The 24,797-nt window shown below is 64.9% G+C and carries 20 protein-coding genes; 19 read left to right on the forward strand and 1 reads right to left on the reverse strand.

The genetic code is table 11. The annotated features are described in order from the left end of the window. Positions 1–373: 373 nt before the first annotated feature. The 19 genes from HZB53_12750 to HZB53_12840 all read left to right on the forward strand — a co-directional run bounded on the left by HZB53_12750 (position 374) and on the right by HZB53_12840 (position 23,961). Positions 374–2,962: a hypothetical protein gene (locus HZB53_12750; protein MBI5878510.1), complete on the forward strand. Its 2,589-nt coding sequence runs from the start codon at positions 374–376 to the stop codon at positions 2,960–2,962. 11 nt (positions 2,963–2,973) lie between these two features. Continuing rightward, positions 2,974–4,836, forward strand: a complete 1,863-nt coding sequence (locus tag HZB53_12755) for a DUF2079 domain-containing protein (GenBank protein ID MBI5878511.1) — start codon at positions 2,974–2,976, stop codon at positions 4,834–4,836. A 291-nt stretch (positions 4,837–5,127) separates the two neighbouring features. Next, positions 5,128–6,744: a gamma-glutamyltransferase family protein gene (locus HZB53_12760; GenBank protein ID MBI5878512.1), complete on the forward strand. Its 1,617-nt coding sequence runs from the start codon at positions 5,128–5,130 to the stop codon at positions 6,742–6,744. A gap of 175 nt (positions 6,745–6,919) precedes the next feature. Beyond that, positions 6,920–7,897 (forward strand): Gfo/Idh/MocA family oxidoreductase, encoded by a 978-nt coding sequence (locus HZB53_12765; GenBank protein MBI5878513.1) that lies wholly within the window; start codon positions 6,920–6,922, stop codon positions 7,895–7,897. Positions 7,898–7,916: 19 nt separating this feature from the next. Then, positions 7,917–8,963, forward strand: a complete 1,047-nt coding sequence (locus tag HZB53_12770; protein ID MBI5878514.1) for a Gfo/Idh/MocA family oxidoreductase — start codon at positions 7,917–7,919, stop codon at positions 8,961–8,963. Then, positions 8,960–10,204: a M20/M25/M40 family metallo-hydrolase gene (locus HZB53_12775; GenBank protein ID MBI5878515.1), complete on the forward strand. Its 1,245-nt coding sequence runs from the start codon at positions 8,960–8,962 to the stop codon at positions 10,202–10,204. Before HZB53_12770 ends, HZB53_12775 begins: the two co-directional genes overlap by 4 nt. A gap of 25 nt (positions 10,205–10,229) precedes the next feature. Further along, on the forward strand, positions 10,230–11,474 hold the full coding sequence (locus HZB53_12780; protein ID MBI5878516.1) for a M20/M25/M40 family metallo-hydrolase: 1,245 nt from the start codon (positions 10,230–10,232) through the stop codon (positions 11,472–11,474). A gap of 107 nt (positions 11,475–11,581) precedes the next feature. Then, positions 11,582–12,655: a Gfo/Idh/MocA family oxidoreductase gene (locus HZB53_12785; GenBank protein MBI5878517.1), complete on the forward strand. Its 1,074-nt coding sequence runs from the start codon at positions 11,582–11,584 to the stop codon at positions 12,653–12,655. Positions 12,656–12,789: 134 nt separating this feature from the next. Then, complete coding sequence (locus tag HZB53_12790; GenBank protein MBI5878518.1) at positions 12,790–14,574, forward strand: ABC transporter substrate-binding protein; 1,785 nt, start codon at positions 12,790–12,792, stop codon at positions 14,572–14,574. A gap of 83 nt (positions 14,575–14,657) precedes the next feature. Next, the gene (locus tag HZB53_12795) at positions 14,658–15,593 is read left to right on the forward strand and encodes an ABC transporter permease (GenBank protein MBI5878519.1); all 936 of its coding nucleotides are present in this window, start codon (positions 14,658–14,660) and stop codon (positions 15,591–15,593) included. A 48-nt stretch (positions 15,594–15,641) separates the two neighbouring features. After that, entirely contained in the window at positions 15,642–16,613 is a 972-nt protein-coding gene (locus tag HZB53_12800) for an ABC transporter permease (protein ID MBI5878520.1), read from the forward strand. Positions 16,614–16,623: 10 nt separating this feature from the next. Then, positions 16,624–17,298 (forward strand): hypothetical protein, encoded by a 675-nt coding sequence (locus tag HZB53_12805; GenBank protein ID MBI5878521.1) that lies wholly within the window; start codon positions 16,624–16,626, stop codon positions 17,296–17,298. Beyond that, complete coding sequence (locus HZB53_12810) at positions 17,298–18,239, forward strand: N-acetylglucosamine kinase (protein MBI5878522.1); 942 nt, start codon at positions 17,298–17,300, stop codon at positions 18,237–18,239. Before HZB53_12805 ends, HZB53_12810 begins: the two co-directional genes overlap by 1 nt. Then, positions 18,236–18,943, forward strand: a complete 708-nt coding sequence (locus tag HZB53_12815; GenBank protein ID MBI5878523.1) for a putative N-acetylmannosamine-6-phosphate 2-epimerase — start codon at positions 18,236–18,238, stop codon at positions 18,941–18,943. Before HZB53_12810 ends, HZB53_12815 begins: the two co-directional genes overlap by 4 nt. A gap of 3 nt (positions 18,944–18,946) precedes the next feature. Further along, complete coding sequence (locus HZB53_12820) at positions 18,947–19,396, forward strand: YhcH/YjgK/YiaL family protein (protein ID MBI5878524.1); 450 nt, start codon at positions 18,947–18,949, stop codon at positions 19,394–19,396. Further along, positions 19,393–20,397 carry a zinc-binding alcohol dehydrogenase gene (locus tag HZB53_12825; GenBank protein ID MBI5878525.1) on the forward strand — a complete coding sequence of 335 codons (1,005 nt, stop codon included), beginning with the start codon at positions 19,393–19,395 and terminating at the stop codon, positions 20,395–20,397. The genes HZB53_12820 and HZB53_12825 overlap by 4 nt, the downstream gene beginning before the upstream one ends. A 20-nt stretch (positions 20,398–20,417) precedes the next feature. Next, a complete protein-coding gene (locus HZB53_12830) occupies positions 20,418–21,347 on the forward strand; it encodes a dihydrodipicolinate synthase family protein (GenBank protein ID MBI5878526.1) in 930 nt (309 codons plus the stop codon). A 49-nt stretch (positions 21,348–21,396) separates the two neighbouring features. Then, entirely contained in the window at positions 21,397–22,320 is a 924-nt protein-coding gene (locus HZB53_12835; GenBank protein ID MBI5878527.1) for a fumarylacetoacetate hydrolase family protein, read from the forward strand. Positions 22,321–22,410: 90 nt separating this feature from the next. After that, complete coding sequence (locus HZB53_12840) at positions 22,411–23,961, forward strand: D-aminoacylase (protein ID MBI5878528.1); 1,551 nt, start codon at positions 22,411–22,413, stop codon at positions 23,959–23,961. Between the two features lie 269 nt (positions 23,962–24,230). On the opposite strand, the gene HZB53_12845 is transcribed toward HZB53_12840, so the two are convergent. Continuing rightward, positions 24,231–24,740 carry a DinB family protein gene (locus HZB53_12845; protein ID MBI5878529.1) on the reverse strand — a complete coding sequence of 170 codons (510 nt, stop codon included), beginning with the start codon at positions 24,738–24,740 and terminating at the stop codon, positions 24,231–24,233. Between the last annotated feature and the right edge of the window lie 57 nt (positions 24,741–24,797).

Consider the following 24,797-nt stretch of genomic DNA (forward strand, 5'->3'; position numbering starts at 1 on the left):
CTCGCATCATCGCAAGTTGACTATGTCCCAGTTCGCCCTGTCGAGGGAGGCCGCACCGCGCGTGGCGCGCGGCGCGGCAGAAACTGTCATCCTGAGCGCGAAGGCAACACCATGACGTGTGCGCATGCTGCACGCGCGAAGGATCTGAACTCTGCGGCAGGGCTTGCCGGCAAAATGGTAACTCGTTGAAGTCTCTGGGCAGCGCGGAGGCAAGACGATGGCCGGTGAGACTGTCACATGGGCGAGACGTTCGAACTGTGGCGCCCCGGATTCTTCGCGCGCGAAACGTGGTGCGCTCCATCAGCTTGGCCTCCGCGCTCAGAATGACCCGTGGAGTTTCCCGATTCATGCCGCTTCTGCTATAGTCTGCGTTGTGCGCAAACATGTCCTCGCCATCGTGCTGTATGCGCTGATTGCCATCGCGCTGACCCAGCCACTCGCGCTGAATTTTGCGACGCACGTCGTGGGCGACGGCAGCGACGACCCGGCGCTGACCTGGAACCTCTGGTGGTTCAAGCGCGCGGTGCTCGACTTGCACGTGTCCCCGTTGATCTCCGACGCCATGTTCTACCCGATCGGCATCAACCTGGCTTTCTACACGCTGACGCTGCTCAACGACGCGCTGTCGCTGCCGCTGCAGGCGGCCTTCGGCCTGGTACCGGCTGCCAATCTGCTGCTGCTCTCTTCGTTCGTGCTCGGCGGCTACGGCGCGTTCCTGCTTTCGGCGTACGTTCTGAAACAGGTGTTACCCGGACCGGCGCGCGGGCTGGCGCTGGCCGCATTTGGCGGCGGCATCGTCTACGCGTTCTCGACCAACAAGGCGCTCTATGCGTCGCTCGGCCAGTTCAACATCGCGTCGTCGCAATGGATTCCGTTCTATGTCCTGTTCGTGTTTCAGTTGCGGGATGCGCTTTCTGCCGCGCCGGGTCGCGCCTGGTGGCGGTTGCCGCCGCCGGCCGTGCGGGCCGCCGCGCTGGCGGCGCTGTTTCTGCTCCTGCAGGCGTACGCCGAGTTCACGTTCGCGTCGTTTCTGGTCGTCTTTACGGCGCTCTTTGCGCTGGCCAACTGGCGGCAGGCGCGCATGTGGCTGGGGCTGGCGCTGACCGGCACGCTGTTCACGCTCTGCTTCCTGCCGATTCTCGTGCCGATGCTGCAAGAACTGGCGACCGAGGGCGACATCTTCGTTGAGGGCTCGGGCTTCGCCGAGGCGTTCTCAGCCGACCTGCTTGGCTTCGTCGTGCCCGGCCGCCTGCACCCGCTGCTCGGCGGCCTCGATGCGGCGTTCAACTTCCCGTACATCAATTTCGTGTTCGTCGGCTGGCTGACGCTGGCGCTGGCGGCTATCGGCGTGTGGATCTGGCGGCGCTCGCCGTCAGTCCGCTTCTGGGCGCTCTACACCCTATCGTTCGCGCTGATCGCGCTCGGCCCACAGTTGCGCGTGGACGGTGCGGTGATCGACCTGCCGCTGCCGTTTCGCATCTTTCAGCTACTGCCGTTCTTCAAGGGCAACCGCTACCCGAGCCGCTACTCCGTCATGATCACGCTCGGGATCGCGGTGCTGGTCGCGCTGGCGCTCGCATGGATCATTCGGCGCATGCAGGCACGGCGCGGGATGCGCGCTGCCGTCGTGCTGCCGGCGCTGGCAATCACGCTCATGCTGGGCGAGCACTGGGCGATCCTGCCACTCTCGGACTATCGTGCGCCGTCGTTCTATCAGGAGATCCGCGACGACCCCGGCGACTTTACGGTGCTGGAAATTCCGCTCGACTGGCGCAACGGCTTCCGCATCACCGGCACGCTCGACAAGGTCTTCATGCTCTCGCAGTTCTATCAGACGATCCACGCGAAGCCGATGTTGAGCGGCAACACGAGCCGCAACCCGGAACTGAAGTTCCAGTACTTCACGGAAGCTCCGGTCATCAACTCGCTGATTGCGCTGGAAACGGGCCACGATCTCGATGCGGCGACGATGGATCAGGATCGGCGCTTGGCACCCGATGTGATGCGGTTCTTCAACGTGCGCTATATCGTCGTGCGGCCGGAGGCTGGCGACCGCGTTCAGCCGTATCTCGATGCGGCGTTGCCGGGGCTGTCGCTTTGGCGCGAGGATGGCGGCGTGCGGGTCTACCGGCTGGCGCCGTTGTCGGTAGCCGCGAACCTGTCTGTAACGCCTGGCGATGCACAGGCGCGGCTCAACTTTGCGGAGGGTTGGGGCGAACTCGGAGCGCCGCGTGTGTGGGCGCAGCGCAGCGAAACGCGCTTGCTGCTGCCGCCGTTTCCCGATGGCGCAAACTTGCAGATGACGCTGTTTTCGCCCGGTGCGCAATCGTTGTCCGTGGCGATCAATGGGCAGGTAATTGGCGCGCAGCCTCTCCGTATGGGCGCCGGCGAATATCGTGTCTCGGTGCCGCGCGGCGTGGCTGACCGACCGGTCAACGACGTGCGCCTGACCTGGGGCGCGCTGTGGCCGGTTAGCGCTATACCTAGAACCTCCGGATCAACCGCACCGTTCATTGTGGCGAAAAGCGCGGGCAACGAAGTCGGCGACTTCGCGCACCTCTGGGTTGACGGGGTGGACTATGCGCCGAATGCACGCGGATACAACGTCTGGTACGATGGCCGCGTGGCGTCCTTCGATACGTTCAGCGCAACAGCCGATGCCGACGCATTTGCTGCACTGCTGGCGTCCGATCCATCCATACTCGCGTTTGCGGTGCGCGACGAGGCGTCGCGATACCTGACGGGGGCGATTATCGACCAACTCCGCCGATATGGAGTGCGCACGGACATTGGCTGGCGCTGGAGCCATGCGGTCGTGATGATGCGTGCTCGCGACGGTGCGCGTATCGTGAACGAGAACGCCTCGCCGATTCGCCCCGCGACCGCGTCGTTTGGCGAGCGGATCAGCGCGCCAATGGCGGCGGGCGCTCTGGAGGGCTTTGAGTGGCTCGCCAGCCGTTGACTCCCCCCGCTGTGCGTTCTCTGCACCGGCTGGCAATTGATATTGCCGCCGTCCTGCTGGTGCTGGCGTATGTCGCGTTTGCGGCGACACTGGCGGTGCGCCAGCACGACTCGTTCCACACGCACGCTTTTGATATGGCGTACTTCGACAACGTCATGTGGAACACGTCACAGGGGCGGCTGTTCGTCAACGACATGCCGGACAAACCGCGTATCTTCCTCGGCGAGCACGTCTCGCCGCTGTTGATTGTCCTCGCGCCGCTGTACTGGCTCTGGCCGGACGCGCGTATGCTATTGATCGCGCAAGCGTTTGCGCTGGCGCTCACGACGGTGCCAGCCTATCTGCTGGCGCGGCGCGCGCATCCACTCGCTGCGCTGCTTTTGTTGGCCGCGCTCCTGCTCAATCCGGCGATGATCGGCGTGGCACTCAGCGAATTTCATGAAATCAGCCTGGCCGCGCCGTTACTCGCCTTTGCACTGTGGGCGATGGTCAACGGGCGCGCCCGGATCATGGTCGGCTGCCTGCTGGCGGCTCTGCTGGCCAAAGAGGAGGTCGCGGTCGTCGTGGCGGCGACTGGCGTCTATGTGTTCATCGCGTGGCCGCGCGCCGGTCACACACGCCATGCGCGCTGGCTCGGCGCTGGGCTTGCGGCGGGTGCGCTCGGCTGGCTGGCGTTCGTCTGGGGTGTGCTGCCATCGCTGCTGCCGGAAGCGGTCTCGCACTGGCGCTTGCGCTACGGCGACATTGCGCCGACGCCACTGCAGGGCGCGATGCGCATGCTGACCGACCCGGCGTTCCTGATCAGCCGGTTTGCCGTGCCTGCGAAAGGCGCGGCGGTACTGCGCGTCCTGGCGCCGCTCGGTTTCCTGCCGCTGCTCTCGCCGGGGCTTGCGGCGCCGGCGCTGGCGGTGCTGGGCTATCTGCTGGCGTCGAGCAAGCACAGTGTGTCCGAGTTGCAGGTCTGGTACGTGGCACCGCTGCTGCCGATCCTATTCATCGCCACGGCGCGCACGATTGAGCGCGCGCGACCACGGTTCGCTCTGGCGCTGAGCGGACTATGCCTGCTGGCGGCGATCTGGGGGTATTGGCAGTACGGCGAGGGGCCGCTGGCTGCGCAATACGAGCCTGCGCGTTTCGCCGTCACCGAGCGCACGGCGTGCGGCCACAAACTGCTCGAATTGATCCCGCCTGCGGCATCGCTCTCCGCGCTCGACAATCTGATGCCGCACCTGGCACACCGCTCGTCGCTCTGGGTGTTCCCGTCGATGGGAGAGCCGCTGGCCGAGTACGTGGCGATTGACGCGAACTATGAAGCAGCGGGCGGCTACAGCAACTGGCCGCTCGTTCGCCGCCTCGACGTGCCGGCGTTCGTCAATCGCTTCCTGTCGGACCCGGCGTACGCGTTGATCGGCGACGGCTGTGACTACAAAGTGCTGCAATACACGGTGACGCCGCGCATTCCGCGCGCGCTCGACGAGACGTTTGGCGCGCAGGTCGATCTGCTCGGGTTCGACGTTGCGGTGCGCGATGCGGACGGTATCTACCGACCCGCAGCCGGGCCGCTGAAAGCCGGGCAAGCGGCGCGTGTCATCCTGTGGTGGCGCGCCCGCGCTCCGGTGATGCGCCCGTACACGGTGTTCGTGCATGCGCTCGCCGCCGACGGTCAACTGGCCGGGCAGCACGACGGCCCGCCGGCGGGTGGAACGCGGCCGTCCACCGAGTGGGTCGCGGGCGATATGGTGCGCGACGCGCACTACCTGACGGTGGCATCCGACGTAGCACGGGTACTCGTTGGATTGTACGATGCACCGAGCGGCGTGCGCCTAACGACCGCCGGCGGTGACGACTCCGTGACCATTGCCCCGCTGCCGTAGAGACATTTGTCTGACATACAATAGCCGAACAGCATCAAGGCGTCGTTGACGGTTTCACGCGCATTCACTATAATGCGCGCGTTAAACGCGCCCACAGACACCCACCGAAACGATCTTGTCTGACATACGCGCATACGACCGCGTCTCTGCCCCGTCAGGGTCATCCGCATCGGCTGATCGCGAGACACGGCTCTCTTCTGGCGCGACGTAGGCACAAGGCTGCGTTTCCGGTGGACTCACTTGCTCGTCTCGCCGCCGATGAACGGCGACGTCACGCACGGAGAACGATCTATGCCACCACACCGAAACTCATACCGCCCGGTCATCATGGGCCGGAATGGCGTTGTCGCTTCGGCGCATTCGCAGGCGTCGCTCGCCGGCCTGCAGGTGCTGATGGAGGGCGGCAACGCGATGGATGCGGCGGTCGCCATCGGCAGCACCATCACGGTCGTCGAGCCGTACATGTCCAGTATTGCCGGTATCGGTGTCATGATGGTGTACGATGCGAAGTCCGGCGAGCGGCACGTGCTCGACTTCGTCGGCCCGGTGCCGAAGGGCGCCGACCCCCGGCAGGCGACGATCGAGGAGTTGTCTCACGGGCCGAAGGCGTGCATCGTGCCGGGCAACGCGGCCGGCTGGCTGACGCTGCACGCGCGCTGGGGCACGCTGCCGCGCGAGCGGCTGTTCGCGCACGCGATCCGGCTGGCCGACGAGGGCACGCCGTTCACCTGGAAGAACTGCGAGTTCATCGAAGCGGCGCGCCCGGTGTTGATGACGTCGACCGCCGCGCGCGAGCGCTTCCTCGACAACGCCCAACCGGGGCGCTTGATGGTGCAGAAGGATCTGGCCAAGACGTTCCGGCAGGTGGCCGAGGGCGGCATCGACGCCTTTTATCGTGGCCCGATCGCGAAGGCGATCTGCCGCGGCGTGCAGGAGGCCGGCGGCTGGCTGAGCGAAGAGGACATGGCGAACTGGGCGCCGACGTGGCGCAAGCCGCTGACCACGACATTTCGCGGTTATGAATTGGCGACGACCCCGCTGCCATTCCCGGCGTGGCAGATGCTCGCGACGCTCAACATGCTCGAGCACGACGACCTGAATGCGTGGGGCCACAACTCCGCCGAGTACCTGCATCACTTGGTCGAGGCGGTCAAACTGGCGAACGCCGACCGTGTTGCGTACGGCTATCAGGATGCGCCGCCGCTGGCCGGACTGCTCTCCAAAGAGTATGCGGCGTCGCAGCGCAAGCGCATCGACCCGCGCAAAGCGGCGGTCACCGGCGGAGAGCGCTTCAATCCGGAGCGCTTGCCCGAGCAGTTGCAGCCGGGCACCCCAGCCGATTTTATGCGCGAGCACACGACGCACTTCGCCGTCGCGGACGCGCAGGGCAACGTCGTCACGGTCACGCAGACGCTGGGACCTTTCTTCGGCTCGGCGTTCATTCCGCCCGGCACCGGCATCACGATGAACAGCATGGACCTGTGGGCCGATCTCGACCCGCAAAGCCCGCAGTACCTGCGCCCCGGCTTCCGTCCCGCAACGAACATGTCGCCGATGCAGATCTATCGCGACGGGCAGTTCCAGATCTCGATTGGTACGCCCGGGGGCTATGGCATCCTGCAGACGACGGTTCAGATGACGCTGAACCTGCTGGCGTTCGGAATGAACATCCAGGAAGCGATCGAGATGCCGCGCGCTCGCATTGCGCGCGGGCGAGGGTTGGATGTCGAAAGCCGCATCGTCTCGGACGTGCGCGCCGGGTTGGAAGCGCGCGGTCATCAACTCAATCTGCTGGGCGACTGGTCGTACGGGGTCGGCGGCGGACAGGGGCTGCTGCGCGATGGCGCGGCGGGCGTCTGGATGGGCGGCGCCGATCCGCGCCGCGACGGCTACGCGCTGGCCTATTGATGCGACACGATGACGGGATGACAAGATGACAGGGTGACAGGATGACAAGATGAAGGGGTGACAAGGTGACCGGGTGAAAAGGCACAACCGAGTGCCCGTCACCGGGGCATCATGTCACCGTGTCGTCTCTTCATCTTGTCATCTTGTCATCCTGTCTCTGTGAGAAGGGGGAATCGTGATCAAAGTCGTGTTGGTGGGCGCCGGCTTTATCGCCGAGAGCCACCTCAAAGGCTACTTGCAAGCGGCCAACGCGCAGGTGGCGGCCGTCGTCGATGTGGATGCCGGACGCGCGCGCCGCATGGCGGCGATGGCGGGCGGCGTGCCATGGCTCACCGATTACCGCGAAGCGCTCAACATGGCCGACATCGTGGATGTCTGCACCACGAGCGCGACGCACGTGGAGATCGGGACGGCGGCGGCGCGCGCCGGGAAGCACGTGCATATTGAGAAGCCGTTTGCGATGACCGTTGCCGAGTGCGAAACGCTGCTGAACGCCTGTGAGCAGGCCGGTGTGAAGGTCATGGCCGGGCAGACCGAGCGTTTCAAGCCGGTGCACGAGCAGATGAAGCAGGTGATCGAGCGCGGCGATATCGGCAAGTTGGTGATGGCGCGCGTGAACACCGATGCCGGTCATTTCTGGCCGGGCGGCTGGCAGGGCTGGCAGATCGACCCGGCGCTTTCGGGCGGCCTGTTCCTGCACCTGGGCATTCACATGCTCGACCTGCTGCTGTGGCTGTTCGACCGTCCGCCGCGCTCCATCTACGCACAGACGATCAAGCGCGCGTCGAGTGCGATGGACATGAACGACTACTATCAGGCGATTATCCGCTTCGCGGATGACTCGACGGCGATCGCCAACCTGACCTACGCGCTGCCGCGGCGCGGCGACAGCGTGCGCGCCGCGATGCTGGTCGGTTCGCACGGCTCGGCGTATCACAACCTGAGCGACGACGCCTACCTGATCAGCGACACCGGGCTGCATTTCGTGGACGACGGACTGGATCCGCCGATTGCCCGGCAGGTCGCGCATTTTGTGGACTGTGTGGAACAGGGCCGCGACCCGATGGTGACGCCGGCCCAGATCCGAACGGCGCTGCGCACGGCGCTGGCTGCCGACGAGTCGTCACGCACCGGTCGCGTGGTCGAGATTTGAAGCAGGAAACGAACCAACCATGACTGACCAACTGGGAGTTCTGCTGCTTTCGTGTGTCCGCCATCAGCGCGACTATGCGCCGTACATCGCGGCGCATCCGCGCCTGAAGATCGTCGCCGTCGCCGACGAACCGGGCCTGCCGGACTGGATGCGCAAGGCGAATGTCGACATGGCGGCGAACTACAACGTGCCGTACATTGAAGACGTGGCGGCTGCGTTGGCGCGCCCGGGCGTGCAGATCGCCTCGGTCTGCACCGAGCCGACGCGCCATGCGCGGCTGGCGACGCAGGCCGCGCTGGCTGGCAAGCATGTGCTGGTCGACAAACCGATGTGCACGACGCTGGAAGATGGCGACCGGCTGATTGCGGCGGTGAAGCAGGCCGGCGTCAAATGCACGTACATTCACCGCCTGTACAGCCAGTCCACACAGATGGCGCGGCAGGCGATCCTCGACGGTAAACTGGGACTGCCGTATGCGCTGCATGTCGACTTTCTGTCGGGCGGCGGTCTGGGTTCTGGCGCGGTGGAGGACTTCCGGCTGGTTGTGGACAGCACGTTGAGCGGCGGCGGCGAGATGATGAACTTTCTCGTCTACCCGGTCGGCTACCTGCGTTTCCTGACCGGGCTGGAGATCGTCAGCGTGTACGCGGCGGCGGGCACGCACTTCTTCGAGCCGCATCGCCAGTGGGGCGTCGAGGACCTGGCTTCGGTGGCGTTTACGCTGGAGCGCGGCGTCGTGGCGACCGTCACCGTCGGGCGCATTCCCGCCGTGCTGCCGAACGTCGGCGAGTTTACGATCCGCATCCACGGCTCGCACGGCTACCTGTTCGTGGACGAGTACCGGCCGCGCGTCGATATCTACGGCGAACGCGGGTTGGGTGTGAGCGCGCGGGTCGCCAACGACCCGGGCGCGGCGCGCACGGTCGGCATCCTCGACGACTTCATCGCCGCGATCGACACGGGCCGCGAGCCGCTGGTGGGACCGCGTGATGGCCGCGCCGTCACGGCGGCGATCCTGGCTGCGTACGAGTCGTCGAGGACCAACCAGGTCGTGGAGGTCGCGTGAAAGAGCAACTGCTGGCGTGGATCGCGCAGGACGAAGCGCTGCTGGTCGATTTCCTGTCGCGTTTCATTCAGGTGCCATCACCGAACCCGCCCGGCGACACGCGCGCGGCCACGGCGTACCTGCAGCAGTTCCTGGACGCCGAGGGCGTGCCGTCGCGCATTGTCGCGCCGCAGGTGACGATGCCGAACCTGGTGGCCAGCTTCGCGGGCGCAGCGGCGGGCCGCCACCTGGTGCTGAACGGGCACATCGACGTCTTCCCGGTGTCCGACGAGGCGCGCTGGACTTACCCGCCGTGGTCGGGCATGGTGGCGGACGGTAAGGTATACGGTCGCGGCGCGATAGACAGCAAGGCCGGCACGACCGCGATACTGTTCGCCTATCGCTACCTGTACCGCATCCGCGATCAGTTGAAGGGCCGCCTGACGCTGACGTGCGTTTCCGATGAGGAGACGTTTGGCGCCTGGGGCGCGCGCTACCTGGTTGAAAACGACCCGGCGGTGCGCGGCGACTGTCTGATGAGCGCCGAGCCGTCGAGCCCATGGTGCGTGCGCTTTGGCGAGAAGGGGCTGCTCTGGCTGGAGTTGACTGTGCAGACGCGTGGGGCGCATGGCGCGTATGCGCACATGTCCGAAAGCGCGACGAAGGTAGCCGCCCGGCTGATCGGCGAGCTGGAAAGCCTGACACAACTGCCGGTCGATATGCCGGCGGTTGTGCGCGAGGCGCTGCAGACGGCGCGCGCCGAAGTGGAGCGGGCGCACGGCGCGGGTGCGGCAGAGGTGATTCCCGCGATCACGGTGAACATCGGGCGCGTGGAAGGCGGCGTCAAGGTCAACATGACCCCGTCGCAGGCGCGCATCGAGCTGGATGTGCGCCTGCCGATCGGCGTCACGCGCGAGGTCGTCATGGATGCGCTCGGGCGCATCCTGGAACGCTATCCGCAGGCAACGGTGCGCGAGATGCACCACAACGCCGCCAACTGGTGCGATCCGAATCACCCGATGGTGCGGATCGTGCAGGAGAACGTGCGGGCGCTCAAGGGCTTCACGCCGAAGCCGGTCGTCAGCCTGGGCGGCACCGACACCCGGCTGTGGCGGTATATCGGCGTGCCGGCGTTCGTGTATGGCACCTCGCCCTCGAACATGGGCACGGTCGACGAGTACGCCTCGATCGACGAGTTCTTGCATACGGTGCGCGTTCACACGCTCGCGGCATACGACTACCTGACCGGGGCCGGCAACTGAGCGGACGACACGGGTAAACGACGGCGTGAAAGAACAGTTGCTGGCATGGATCGAACAGGATCGCGACCGTCTGGTCGATTTCTTGTCGCGCTTTGTGCAGGTGCCATCGCCGAACCCGCCCGGCGACACGCGGGATGCCATGGCGTTCGTGCAGGCGCATCTCGACGCGGCGCAGATGCCGTATCGCCTCATCGCGCCGCGGCCGGCGATGCCCAACCTGGTCGCGTCGTTCGACGCACCGCATCCCGGCAGGCACCTGGTGTTGAACGGGCACGTCGATGTCTTTCCAGTGTCTGAGGACGCACGCTGGAGCTTTCCGCCGTGGTCGGGCGCGACGGCCGATGGCAAGCTCTACGGACGCGGGGCGACCGACATGAAGGCGGGCACCACCGCCATCGTCTTTGTCTACGGCTACCTGCACCGCATCCGCGAGCAGTTGCGTGGCACATTGACGCTCACCTGCGTTTCCGACGAGGAGACGTTCGGCACGTGGGGATCGAAGTACCTGGTTGAGAACCATCCCGAAACGCACGGCGACTGCGTGCTGAATGCGGAGCCGTCGGGCCCGTATTGTGTCCGTTTTGGCGAGAAAGGGCTGCTCTGGCTGGAATTGATCGTCGAGACCCCGGGCGCGCACGGCGCGTACGCGCACATGAGCGAGAGCGCGACCAAGGTCGCCGCGCGGCTGGTCGGCGATCTCGAACAGTTGACCAAGCTCACGGTTGATCTGCCCGTCCCGGTGCGCCGGGCGCTCGATGCCGCTCACGAAGAGTTGGAACGCACCTTCGGGGCCGGCGCGACGGGTGTCATCCCTGCCATTTCCCTGAACGTCGGCATCATGGAGGGCGGTGTCAAGGTCAACATGATTCCGTCCCGCGCGCGCATTGAGTTGGATATCCGCCTGCCGATTGGAGCCAGCCGAGAATACCTGATGTTCGAGTTGCAGCGCATCCTGCGGGGGTACCCGCAGGTGACCGTGCGCGAAGCGTACCATACCCCGGCTAACTGGTGCGACCCGGCGCATCCATTGCTGCGCTTTGTGCAGGACAATGCGCGCCAGGTGACCGGTATCATGCCGAAGCCGGTCGTGAGCCTGGGCGGCACGGATTCGCGCTTCTGGCGTTTCAATGGCATTCCGGCCTTCATCTATGGTGTGACGCCGCATAACATGGGCGCGTTTGACGAGCACGTGCTGGTCGATGAGTTTCTCAACAGCGTGCGTGTCTATACACTCGCGGCGTACGACTACCTGACTGCGGCGGGCGCTTGACCGGGCAACAACATACCTACCATCCAGCCGCAGAGGCGCCTGGATAGCTGCTCTCGGAGTCCGAGTCGTCTGGGTGCCTTTGGGTTTACATATAGAACAGGAGCGCTGTGACGAAACTAAGAGCAGGTATCATCGGGCTTTCGGACGTGATCACGTCGGCCAAAGCCGACGCCGCGCCGCACCCCGTGCTGGGCACCAAGATGCCGTACACGCACGCGGCAGCCTACGAGATCTCCCCGACGACCGAGTTGGTCGCTATCTGCGACATCGTGCAGCCGCCGCTCGACCGTTTCAAAGACCGCTGGGGTGCGCGCTGGCCCGACCTGAAGTACTTCACCGACTGGCGCGCCATGCTTGCCGAGACGAAGCTCGACGTGTTGAGCATCTGCACGCCCGACGACGTGCACGCCGACATGGTCGTGGCCGCCTGTGAGGCGGGCATCAAGGGCATCATCTGCGAGAAGCCGATCGCGACCACCATGAAGGATGCGCTGCGCATGGTCGAGACGACCGAGCGGTACGGCGTCAAGATGTCGATCGAGCACACGCGGCGCTGGGTGTACGACTATCACGAGGCGCGCGCCCAGGTGCGGGCGGGCCGGATCGGGCAGTTGCGGCGCATCGTCGGCACATTGAACGGTGAGCGCGCGATGCTGTTCCGCAACGGCACGCACCTGATCGACCTGATCTGTTTCTTTGCCGAGAGCGACCCCGAATGGGTGACCGGCGCGCTGGATGCCGAGTTCGATGGCTACGGACCGCGCTACGCGGGCGACGGCGGCCGCCTCCCGAAGTTCGACCCCGGCGCAGTTGGCATCATTAGCTTCAAGAACGGCGTGCGCGCCCTGTACCAGGGCTCGCAGGGCACGATCGGCGGTCTCTACCTGGAACTGATCGGCGACAAGGGTCGCATCCATGTCGGCGCGTCGGATCACGAATTCACGCTGTCCACCACCGGCGATGGCCCGTACGATGTCGTGACGCGCAACCTGCCGCGCCATCATACGACGCGCGGCACGCTGCAGGCCGTCATCGAGGAGATGGCCGAACTGGTCGTGAACGGCGGCGAGAGCGTGTCGCCCCCGCGCGAGGCGCTGCGCTCGCTGTCGATCATGCTGGGCATGCTGCAATCGCACCACCGGGCCGGGGTGCGCGTCGCGATGCCGGTTTCTGATATGTAAGCGCTCTATGCCGCTCAAGTAATATAGGTTAGAATACTGGCAAAGGAGGTGATGCCTGCACGAGCCATTTCATGATATTTGTGCCCTGTCGTCGGACACCATCTGAAGATTCGCCATCCTCAAGGAGGAGAGTAGTGCATAATTCACTTAAGCTTCGCACCGCCCTGTTGATTATTGCGGTGCTGGCCGTGATTGTCGCGTGCGGTCCGTCTACCGCAGCGCCAACCACGGCGCCGGTCGCACCAACCACGGCTCCTGCCGCGGCCACGCCGACCAAGGCCGCCGCTGCCGCGACGACCGCGCCGGTAGCCACTACAGCCGCATCAACCACCGGCCTGCCGGCCGATGCCGCGCCTGCTGACAAGCAAGTCCTGAAGGTTGCATGGCAGGGCTTCGGCTCGCAGGAGCCGCTGGCTCCGTGGAGCGTCCGCTGGGGCGGCCAGGCCATCGCCATCAACGAGTTCCTCTCGCCCGTGTACCATGACGTGGACTTCAACCCGCGCCCGTTGCTGGCCGAGTCGTTGACCTCGAGCGCCGACAAGAAGACGTGGACCATCAAGATCAACCCCAAGGCGGTCTGGTCTGACGGCACGCCGGTCACCGCGCAGGACATGAAGGATGCGTGGGATTGGATTACGTTGCCCGCGCAGAAGACGTCCAATATCACCGGATACGCGCTTGCCGATGCCGTCGGCTTCAAGGACGTGGCGGATGGCAAGGCGCCCAGCATCAGTGGTCTGGTAGCCAAGGATGCCGGGACGCTGGAAATCCAGCTTAACAACCCCGACTCGTATCTGAATCACAAGCTGTCGATCTACTACATGGGCATCGTGCCCGCCAAGGAACTCAAGGCGGACCCGAACTACCTGACGAAGCCGAACCCGCGCGTCAATGGCCCTTACCAGGTCACCCAGATCGACGCCACCGGCCGCAACATCGTTATGTCGCGCAACCCGAAGTGGTGGGGCGAGAAACCGGCGTTCGAGCGCATCGAGCTGGTCGTCGCCGAGGAACTGGCGACGTTCGAGGCGCTGGTCGAGAAGGGGCAGGTGGACTTCGCCTACTCCTTCGGCGACATCAACGCGCGGCGCAAACTGGCGGCGCGCACGCCGGGGGCGCGTCTGGAAGAGAACTTGCTGCCGTTCGGCCTCTATGCTTCGTTCCACGTGAACGCTGCTCCGGTGGACGACCTGAACGTGCGCAAGGCGCTGATCCACTCGATCAACTTCAAGGAACTGGCCGCCGCCGCCACCGAAGGCACGCAGAAGGAGTGGCTGGGCCTGCTGCATCCCGATCTGCAATTGAAGTGCTACAGCACGGAACACGAGAAGTACTTCGAGTACAATGTGGCGAAAGCCAAGGAGTTCCTGGCGGCGTCCAAGTACAAGACCGTTGATGGCCTGGGCAAACTGCGCGTCTCGTCCAATTCGACCGGCGCGGCGCAGAAGAAGGGCATCCAGATCATTATGGAGTACTGGCGCACCAATCTGGGCATCACGGACGTGGAGTTCAAGGAGCAGCCCTCGGGCTTCGGCCCGGACGAGGCGAAGCTCAACCTCGACCGCCAGAGCATCGGCGCGCGTCCGCCCAACGACCAGGTCTGGATGTCGGTCAACATGAAGTCTACGCAGATTCATGCCACGCGCTTCTTCGGCGGCTACAAGAACGACACGCTGGACAAGCTGGTCGATGTGATTGCGTCGCTGGATCCGAAGGATTCGACGCTGTGCGCGAAGATCAAGGAAGCTGAGAAGACGTTCCTCGAGGATTATGTGCTCGTCCCGATGTGGCGTCAGAGCGGCGACTTTGCCATCGCTCAGCCGTGGGTCAAGAACGTGAAGTTGAGCCCGTACCTCGCCCCGTACGGCTGGTTCGGCGGCGGGCTCCCGCAGGGTTACATCACGAACGCCAAGAAGTAGGCGTTTGAGCGGTACGGCATGCGCGTCGGGATTGGCCGGCGCGCATGCCATCTTGGATTGCCCGTCTGCGCTCGGGAGCGACCATGCTTGGCTACATCCTGAACCGCCTGTTCATCACCGTGCCCGTGCTGGTTGTGGTGATGGTGATCACGTTTACGCTCGGCTACTTCGCGCCCGGCGATCCAATCATTCTGATCTACAACGAGCAGATCGCCTACATGACGCCTGAGCAGGTTGAGCGCCTGCGCCATGACCACGGGCTGGACAAGGGCTACATCGAGCAAGCCACGGACTACGTCATCAAGGTGGCGCGCGGCGACCTTGGCAACTCCATCGCTCAGAAACTGCCCGTCATGACGCTCATTCAGACGGCGCTGCCCATCACGATGCAGCTTGGGCTGGCCTCCGCCGTTATCCTCGCCCTGGTTGGCATCCCGCTCGGACTCGTCGCCGCCCTGCGCAAGAATACGTGGGTGGACTACATTATCGTCGGCGGCGTGCTGCCCCTGCGCGTCATTCCGATCTTCGTGCTGGGTCCGCTGCTGATGTTCCTGTTCGTGCTCTGGATTCCGATTCTGGAGGTGCCGATTGGCTGGGACGGGCTGTTGTCCAGCAAGATCATCCTGCCGCTGATCCTGCTGGTGGCCTGGCCGCTGGCCGACATTGTGCGCCAGATGCGCTCCTCGGCGCTTGAAGTGCTCACGCAGGACCATGTGCGCACCGCGCACGCGAAGGGGCTCAAGTTCTCCGCTGTCATACTTCGCCACGTTATGCGCAACGCCATGATTCCGGTTGTCACCTCGCTCGGGCTGATTGTGAATGCGCTCCTGCACGGCTCGGTCTTCGTCGAGCGGCTCTACACGCTCGGCGGCTTCGGGCAGTTGGTCATCAACGCCATCCAGCTCAAAGACTTCCCGGTCATCATGGGCACCACCTTGTTCGGCGCCTTGCTGGTGGTGGTCGCCAATCTGGTTACGGACGTCATCTATCCTTTCCTTGACCCGCGCGTGCGCCTGTAGTAGCGCGCAGCAACTCTTCGTGGTCTTTAGCTCTCACACGGGTAACTCATGTCAGCCACCACCGAGAACATCCAACAGGCGCTGTCCCCGCAAGCGATAAAGGTGCGCAGCCTGTGGGGCGACGCTTTTCGCCGCCTGCTCCGCAACAAGCTCGCCATTGTCGGGCTGGCGGTGACGCTGCTGTTCGTGCTCATGGCCGTCTTTGGTCCGCTCGCTGCGCCGTATGACTTCCGGGCGCAGAATTTCCGCCGTGCTAACGCCGCGCCGGGCCCCGAGAACTTGCTCGGCACCGACGATTTGGGGCGCGATGTGTACAGCCGCATCCTGTATGGTGCGCGCACGGCGATCACCGTCGGCTTCTTTGTGACCGGCATTGCGATGCTGATCGGCATCGTGCTGGGCGGCACCTCCGCGTATCTGGGCGGCTTCGCCGACTGGATCGTGGGTCGCCTCATCGATGTGGTCCAGTCCATACCAGGCATCCTCTTCGCCATCCTGGTCAACGCATCAATCAGGAATCCGAGCGAGGCGCTTTTCAAATTGATCTACGATGCAACCAAGTTCGACCTGTTCAAGGGCACGACTTACGTGGACTACTTCATTACATTGTTCGCGATTTCCATCGTGACTTGGCCTCAATACGCGCGCCTCATACGCGGGCAGATCCTCTACCTCCGGGCAACCGAGTACATCGCCGCAGCCCAGGCCGTCGGTGTGCCAGTCGGCAGGATTCTATCGCGTCATATCGTGCCCAACGCGCTTGGCCCGGTTATCGTCGCAGCCACCTTCGGTTTCTCGACGGCGATGATCCTTGAAGCCTCGTTGAGCTACCTCGGTGTCGGCATCCAGGAACCAAATCCGTCCTGGGGCGCGATGATCAGTAATAACATGCACCAGTTACGCAGCAGCCCGTTGCTGCCGCTGGTTCCTGCTGCCGTGCTTGGCATCGCCGCGCTCGGCATTAACTATCTCGGCGATGGGCTGAGCGACGCGCTCAACCCGCGTGCCCGCGACAACTAGGAGAGCGATTGTGAACATTGACCGCATCAAGGGATTGCTGGAGTTTGACACGCCGACCGTAGCCAACGGCTTCGAAATGTTGGACGTGCGCGATCCATCGGTCGGCTATACCGGACCGGACGTGCGCGCGTTGATGCCCGACTTTGGCCCGCGCGTTGGCATTGCCGTCACGTCGCGCATGGATACGACGAGCGGCGGCAGCGACAACCCACCGAGCCTGATGAAGGAGTGGATCCTGCTGATGCAGGAGGCCGCCCGTACTGGTCTGCCCGTCTTCGCCGTCATGGAAGCGGTCGGGCCGCGCCCGCGCTATACCGTGACGATCGGCGACGGTATGGCGACGATCATGCTGCTGGCCGGCGCGACGGCGTTCATCAGCAACGGCGCGATGCGTGATCTCGCCGGCGTGCACGACGTGGGACTGGCCTGCTGGGCGGCGGGACTGTCGGTCATGCACGGCAAGATGCGCTGGCTCGACGTCGGCAGCCCGGTCATGATCGACGGCATGGCGGTCCGCAACGGCGACATCATCCACGCCGACATCAACGGCGCGTTCTGCATGCCGCCTGACTTAGCAGATAAAGTATATGAGCAGGCGCTCGACGTGCGCCAGCGCGAGCAGACCCTGTTCGCCAAGTGGCGCGCGCCAGGCTACACGCTGGACGATTACCTCAACGACCGGTAATGTCCGGGTTGATAATCGGCGTGGACGGCGGACAGACGTCCACACGCGCTGCGCTTGCCGATCTCAATGGCAACGTGGTCGGCGAGGGGTGCGGCGGCGGTCTGATTCACCTCGCGGCTGAAGGTGGGCGCGAGCGGTTTGCCAGTGCACTGCGCACCGCGTTGGCCGAGGCGTGGCGCGCCGCCAGCCTGGCGCCGCAACCGGTCGATGCGATTGCGCTGGGCCTGTCGGGCGTTGACGGGGGCACCGCCGAAGCGGTTGCGGTGCGCGAGATGCTGCCGGCGCTGCTGGAGGCCCGCGTGGTCGTCGTCGAGAATGACGGCGTGGCCGCACTGTACGGGGCACATGCGGGGCAACCGGGCGTCATTGTGATCTCCGGCACCGGCACAATCGCGTGGGGCATGGATTCCCGTGGCGAGTTGGCGTGTGTCAGTGGGTGGGGGTGGCTGCTCGGTGACGCCGGAAGCGCCTGCACCATCGGGCGCGACGGCCTGATCGCCGCGCTGGCGGCCTACGACAAGGCCGGACCGGCCACGTCGCTGGTTGAGCGGTTTCTACGCGAGTTTGCTGTGCCCGATCTGTATGACGCCAAGCGAATGGTCTACGCGCCGGATTTCGGCGCGCGCGGTTTTGCGGCATTGGCGCCGGTGGTGTCCGGCGCGGCCGAGGCCGGAGACGCGGTGGCGCGGCGCGTCATCGCGGATGCAGGCCATGCGCTGGCCGCTTCGGCGCTGGCGGTCATCAACCGGCTGCAGTTTGACGACATGCCTGTGCATGTCGCGCCGGTGGGTGGCGCGTTCGAGCACGTTTTCGGGCTGCGTGCTGTGTTTGCCGGCGATGTGTGCGGATTCGAAGCGGTCCGTGCCGTCGTGGTGGAGCCGCAGCGATCACCAGTCATCGGTGCGGTCATCATGGCGCGACATGTGCTGAACAAGCAATGAAACCCGCACTTCGCAAATTACGGGGTGGTCTGATCGTTTCGTGCCAGGCCGACGACGATAGCCCGCTGCACAGCCCCCGCGCGATGGCGCTGATGGCGCAGGCGGCCGCGCTGGGCGGCGCAGTCGGCACCCGTGTCAACGGCCCCGCCGACGTGCGCGCCGTGCGCAAGGCGACACGCCTGCCGATCATCGGCATATACAAACAGCGCGATCCGCGCTGGCCGGTCTATATCACGCCGACGTTCGCCGCCGCACGCGCCGTGGCGCTGGCCGGCGCGGACATCATAGCCATAGACGCGGCGCACCGGGCGCGGCGGGGAGCGGTTTCACCGGAAGAGTTGATCCGGCAGATACAGCGCGAACTGCGCAAACCAGTCATGGCCGACGTGGACTCGCTCGCAGAGGGCATCGCCGCCGCCGAAGCCGGCGCCGATATGCTGGCGACGACGATGGCCGGCTACACCGGCAGCCGACCGCGCACCGAAGGACCCGATCTGGAACTGCTGGCCGAACTGGCCGCGCGTGTACGCGTGCCGGTTATCTGCGAGGGCCGCGTCCGAAATGCCGACGATCTGCGAGCCGCGTTTGCAGCCGGCGCGTTTGCGGTTGTCGTCGGCAATGCGATTACCAACCCAATTGCCATCACGCAAAATTTCTCGAATGCCGCGCCGCGCAGCATGCGGCGCAAACCGAAAGGAACCTGAGGCATGATTCTGGATCAACTGAAGAACGCCGCGCAGTATTACGGCCTGGGCGCCGGCCTGGCGGCCGGTCTGAAGTACCTGCAGGAGACCGATCTTAAGTCGATTGCCCCGGGCCGCTACGAAATCGATGGCGACCGGCTGTTCGTCCTTATCATGGATTACAACACCAAGGCGCGCGAGCAGGCGTTTTGGGAAGCCCACCGCAACTACTACGATATCCAGTATGTGCTGAAGGGTGTGGAGCGTATGGGCTTCGCGTCGCTGGCGAACCTGCAGGCCGGGGCGTACGATGAGTCGAAGGACTTCGTACCCGCCGAAGGCCCGGGCGACAACATCCTCGTGCCCGCCGGCAGCTTCGCCATCTTCGCGCCGCAGGATGCGCACATTCCGAGCCTGAACGCCGGTGCGGAGTCCACGGCGGTCCGCAAGATTGTGGTCAAGGTCAAGCTGTGAAAGGCGAGCGCCTCCTATTCTCGCAAGGGCCGCTCATCGAGCGCGAGTCGTTCGACGTGCCGGCGCCGGGGCCGGGGCAGGTGCTGGTGCGCAACACGCACACGCACGTCAGCGCCGGCTCGGAGATGAACTTCCTGCGCCACGGCCCGGTGGCGTACGGCCTCAAGCCGGGCGCCTCGCGCGTGTCGATCGGCTATATGACGGTCGGCAGCGTGGAGCAGGTTGGCCCGGGCGTCGCGAACTTTGCGCCGGGCGACCGTGTGGTCACCGGCGGCAATCACGCCAGCCACACGCTCGTCGATCTCAACACACCGGCGTTCCTCGATAAGGTGCCGGACGGTGTGCCATCGGAGTGGGCCGGGTTTGTCGCGCTGGGCGACGTCGCCCTGCACGGTGTGCGGCGCGCGTCGCTGCAGATCGACCAGTCGGTGGCCGTCTTTGGCATGGGCATGGTCGGACAGTTGACCGCGCAGTTCGCCAGCCTGTCGGGCGCAAGCCCAGTCATCGGCGTCGACCTGGTGGACGCGCGGCTCGACAAGGCGCTGAAGTACGGTTCGACGCACGTCGTCAACGCTGGGCGCGAGGACGCCGTCGCGGCGATCCGCACGCTAACCGGCGCGGGCGCGGAGGCGGTTTTTCACTGCACGCAGGTGGCCGGTATCCTGCAGTCGCTGATGGAGTGCGCGGCCGAGCGCGGTATCCTCGTGCTGACCGGCAGCCCGCCCGGCACGGCGACGATTCGCTTGCAGGAGGAGTTGCTGCGCCGCGAGTTGACGATCGTCGGCAATTACGAACTGGGACTGATGACGCCGCACGCCTACTGGCGGTGGACGCGCCAGCGCAACCGGCGCGCCTGCCTGCGGCTGATGGCCGAAGGCCGTCTGAACCTCGGGCACCTGATCACTCATGTCGCGCCGTACACGGACGCGCAGAAGATGTTTGAAATGTTGTTGCGCGGCAGCGAAGACTGGCTGGGTGTGGTCTTCCAGTGGCCGCAGTAAACTGATTGGAGTCTTGGACTATGTCTGCAAGCACCTGGAGTGGCGTCATCCCACCGGTCGCAACCCCGTTCACCCCGGATGGCCGGCTTGATACTGGCTCACTAAAGCGCCTGTGCAATTTTCAGATCGATGCGGGCGTGCACGGCCTCTTTATGCTCGGCTCGACCAGCGAGGGGCCGGAACTGACCGACGAGTACCGCGAAACGGTGATGCGCACCGGCGTCGAAGTCTCGGCCGGGCGTGTGCCGGTCATGAGCGGCATCAGCGAAACCAGCACGGCGCGCGCCATCGCGCAAGGCCTGCGCGCCAAGGCCGCTGGCTGCAACGCGGTCGTGCTGGCATCGCCGTACTACCATCTGAACAGCCAGAGCGAGATCATGGATCACTTCCGGGCTGTCAAGGCTGCGGTCGGACTGCCGATCATGGCCTACGACATTCCGGTGCTGGTGAAGGTAAAGCTGGAGCCGCGCACCGTGATCCAGTTGGCTGAGGAAGGTGTTATCGCAGGCCTGAAGGACAGCAGCGGCAACCTCGAGACGTTCCGCGAGATCATCATGGGCACGCGGCAGGTCGAGGGTTTCAGCATCTTCACCGGCTCGGAGACGCTCGTCGACCTGGCGCTGCTGTCGGGCGCGCATGGCGTGGTGCCGGGCGTCGGCAATGTGGTGCCGGGCGAGTACGTCAAACTGTATAATGCCGCGCGCAAGGGCGACTGGGTCGAGGCAGGCCGCATCCAGGAGAAGCTGTACAAGTTCTTCTTCAAGCTGATCAAGAACGGCCCGGCGCACGGCAGTTTCTCGGCGTCGGCGCTCGGCGGCTTCAAGTCAGCGCTCAAGGCGCTTGGCGTCATCGACCACACGACGATGTACGCTCCGATGGTGTCGTTCGGCGAAGCGGAAGAGGCGCGCGTGCGCGAGGTTCTGCAAGAGTTCGGATACTTGTCAAGCTAAACCGGGAAAACCTTCCGGTACCTAACACAACTCACGAGGAGAAGACGCTGTGAAACTGGTAACCTATATTGCTGCCGGCGGCGGCCCCCGCCTGGGTGTGGCGCAGGGCGACGCCATCTACGATCTGCCCGGCGCGGCGGCTGTGTTCGACATCGCGCTGCCGTCGAACATGCTCGACTTCCTGTCGCTGGGCGACAAGGGCATCGCCGAGGCGCAGTACGTGCTCGCGCAGGTGGCCAAGGCCGGTGCCTGGCCGCACTACTCGCATGCCGACGTGCGCCTGTTGGCGCCGGTGCCGCGTCCGCCGAAGATCCTGGCGCTGGCCGGCAATTTCCAGGAGCACATCAAGGAAGGCGGCGGCAAGGCCGTCGACAAGACGCGTATCACGCCGCGCGTGTTCATGAAACCGTCGACCTCGGTCATCGGCCCCGGCCAGCCGGTGCTGCTGCCGCGCATTTCGCAGACGATCGACTGGGAACTGGAGCTGGCTGTCGTGCTCGGCAAGCGCGGTCGCTATATCAAGGTGAGCGAGGCGATGGACTACGTCGCGGGCTACATGGTCTTCAACGACGTGTCGGCGCGCTCGCTCAATATCGCCAAGGGGCGCGACGCCCGCGACGGCGACGGCTGGTTCGACTGGCTGAACGGCAAGTGGCTGGACTCGTTCGGCGCGATGGGCCCGTACCTGGTGACGAAGGACGAGATCGCCGACGTGAACAACCTCGCGATCCGCCTGTACGTCAACAACGAGTTGAAGCAGGAAGGCAGCACGTCGCAGATGATCTTCAACATCGCCGAGATGATCTCGTTCTCGTCGGAGCTGATGACGATGGAGCCCGGCGACGTGATCGCCTCAGGCACGCCGTCAGGTGTGGGCGCGACGACCGGCACCTACCTGAAGGCGGGCGACGTCATGCGCGGCGAGATCGCCTCGCTGGGTGTTCTGATCAACCATGTGACGGAAGAGGCGTAGGCCGCGCGCGGCCCGAGCCTGAAGCACGAACGAGCCCCGGTTGGCTTTGCGCCGGGGCTTGTTTAGTTTATTTCGAGCGAGAGGCGATTCATGTATGACATTGTGATACGCGGGGCGCGGATTGTGGACGGGGCCGGCAACCCGTGGTACCGGGGTGGTGTCGCTATCCGGGACGGGCGCATCGTCGCCGTTGGCGAGGTGCCGGCCGGCGACGCGCGCCAGGTGATCGACGCCGGTGATCGTGTCGTCTGCCCCGGTTTCATCGATTCGCATGTGCATGCCGACCTGGTGCTGCTCGCCGACCCGGAGTTTCCCGGCGGGCTATACCAGGGCGTTACGACGCACATCATCGGGCAGGACGGTGTGTCCTATGCGCCGGCATCGACGCAGACGCAGGCGTTCTATCGCAAGTACTTTGCCGCCATCAATACCGACCCGGCCGGCATCGGCGGCTGGCGCAGTGTGGGCGAGTATCTGGCCCGTTTCGACGGCGCGTCGACGGCCAATGTGGCGTACCTGGTGCCGCACGGCACGGTGCGCATCGAGGTGATGGGCCTGGCGGACCGCGCGCCGACCGCGGACGAACTGCGCGCCATGCAGAAGCTGGTGGCGGAGGGCATGGCCGATGGCGCCGTGGGCTTCTCGACCGGGCTGGACTACATTCCGTGCACGTATGCCGACACCAATGAGCTGATCGAACTGTGCCGGCCGGCGGCCGCCGCAGGTGGTGTCTACGTTACTCACATGCGCTCGTATCTGCCGGCGACGGTTGCGGAGTCGGTCGAGGAAGTGCTGGCGATCGGGCGCGCGGCCGGACTGCCGGTGCACATCTCGCATTACAACGGCATGGCCGACCAGTTACTGCCGCTGATCGACAACGGCCGGTCGCGTGGCTATGACATCACCTTCGACACCTACCCGTATCTGGCTGGTTGCACCATCCTGGCGATGGTTGCGCTGCCGCGCTGGGTGCAGGTGGGCGGCATCGAGGCGACGGTCGAGCGGCTGCGCGCGGCAGAAACGCGCGAGAAGTTGCGCGACTGGTTTGCAACGCCGACCTATGGCTACGAGTACCTGCAACTGGCAGGCGTGGTCGACCCATCCGACAAGGAGCTCGAAGGGCTGACGATTGAGGTCGCAGCGGCAAAGCGCGGCCAAACTCCCGGCGACTTCATTTGCGACCTGCTGGTGCGCAACAACATGATCGTGCTGGTCATCGCGCTGCACTCATGGCGCGGCGATAACGACGTCGAGCGCATCATGAGTCACCCGGCGCATATGGCCGGCAGCGATGGCATCTACTTCGGTGGCAAGCCGCACCCGCGCGGCTTCGGCTCGTTTGCGCGCTTCCTTGGGCTGTATGTGCGCGAGAAGGACGTCATGCCGCTGGAGGAGATGGTGCGGCATATGACATCGGCCGCCGCGCAGCGCTGGCGCCTGAAGGATCGCGGCCTGCTGCGCGAAGGCTACGCGGCGGACGTGGTGGTATTCGACCCGCAGACCATTCGCGATCACGCGACCTATGCCGACGGCCGGCAATTTGCCGAAGGCGTCTCACACGTGATTGTCAACGGCACGGCGGTGCTGGCGGGTGGCAAGCCGACGGGTGCTCGTTCCGGGCGCGGCCTCAAGCGGCAATAACGAAGCGCCGCACCGGGCCGGGGTTGCAGGGCTTACACTCTTTCAACCTGGCAGTGGCAAAAATGTCATGCTGAACGCGAAGGCATGACTGCGGCCTGCCAGAACGCCGCGCGCGTGAAGCATCTGAGATCCTTCGCGCGCGCGGCAAACGCAAGGAATAGTGTATTGCCTGCGCGCTCAGGATGACGGTTTCTGCCGCTTCGCATACCGCGTGCGGTATGGGGATTCTCAGCATGACGCCGTGTGGCAGATGGCCGTCGAAAAATGCTCTACCAGTCGCCTGCGTACTCGACCTGGTGCGGTTTCAAGGCATCGACGGTCCATGCCCAGTGCAGTTCGACCAACTGGCGGATGTGGAGCAGGTCGTGCGCGACCCAGGAGGCGAACATGTCGCCGGCCGTCATGTCTCGAAAACCGGTGTGGTAATTCACGGACCAGTCGGGGGACGCCAGTTCGCGCAGCCAGACGACCGACCGCTCACGCTCGAACAGAAAGTTGTTGACCGACTCCTCGAAGTTGCGCTCGTTGTACCGCCGCGCGGTGACCCAGCCGGGCGGATCGTTATGCGCCCAGGGTTCGGCGGGGTGCTGCCAGATCCATTGGAGGCGATGGCGGAAGTCTTCGCGTTCCTCGTCGTAGAGGTGATTGATCACTTCAAGCATCGACCAGGCATCGGGCGCTGGATGCCAGCGCGCCTGTGCCGCCGATACGCTCATCGTCAAACTGCGAATCGTCTGGGCGTTGTGCTCCATCTGCTCTACGCATCGTTCGAAATCCATGCTTACCCTCCTCAATGAGTTGACCTGCGCTGTGTCCGCGCATGATTGTGGAAACAC

Source organism: Chloroflexota bacterium, from assembly GCA_016235055.1.
Lineage (GTDB): Bacteria > Chloroflexota > Anaerolineae > JACRMK01 > JACRMK01 > JACRMK01.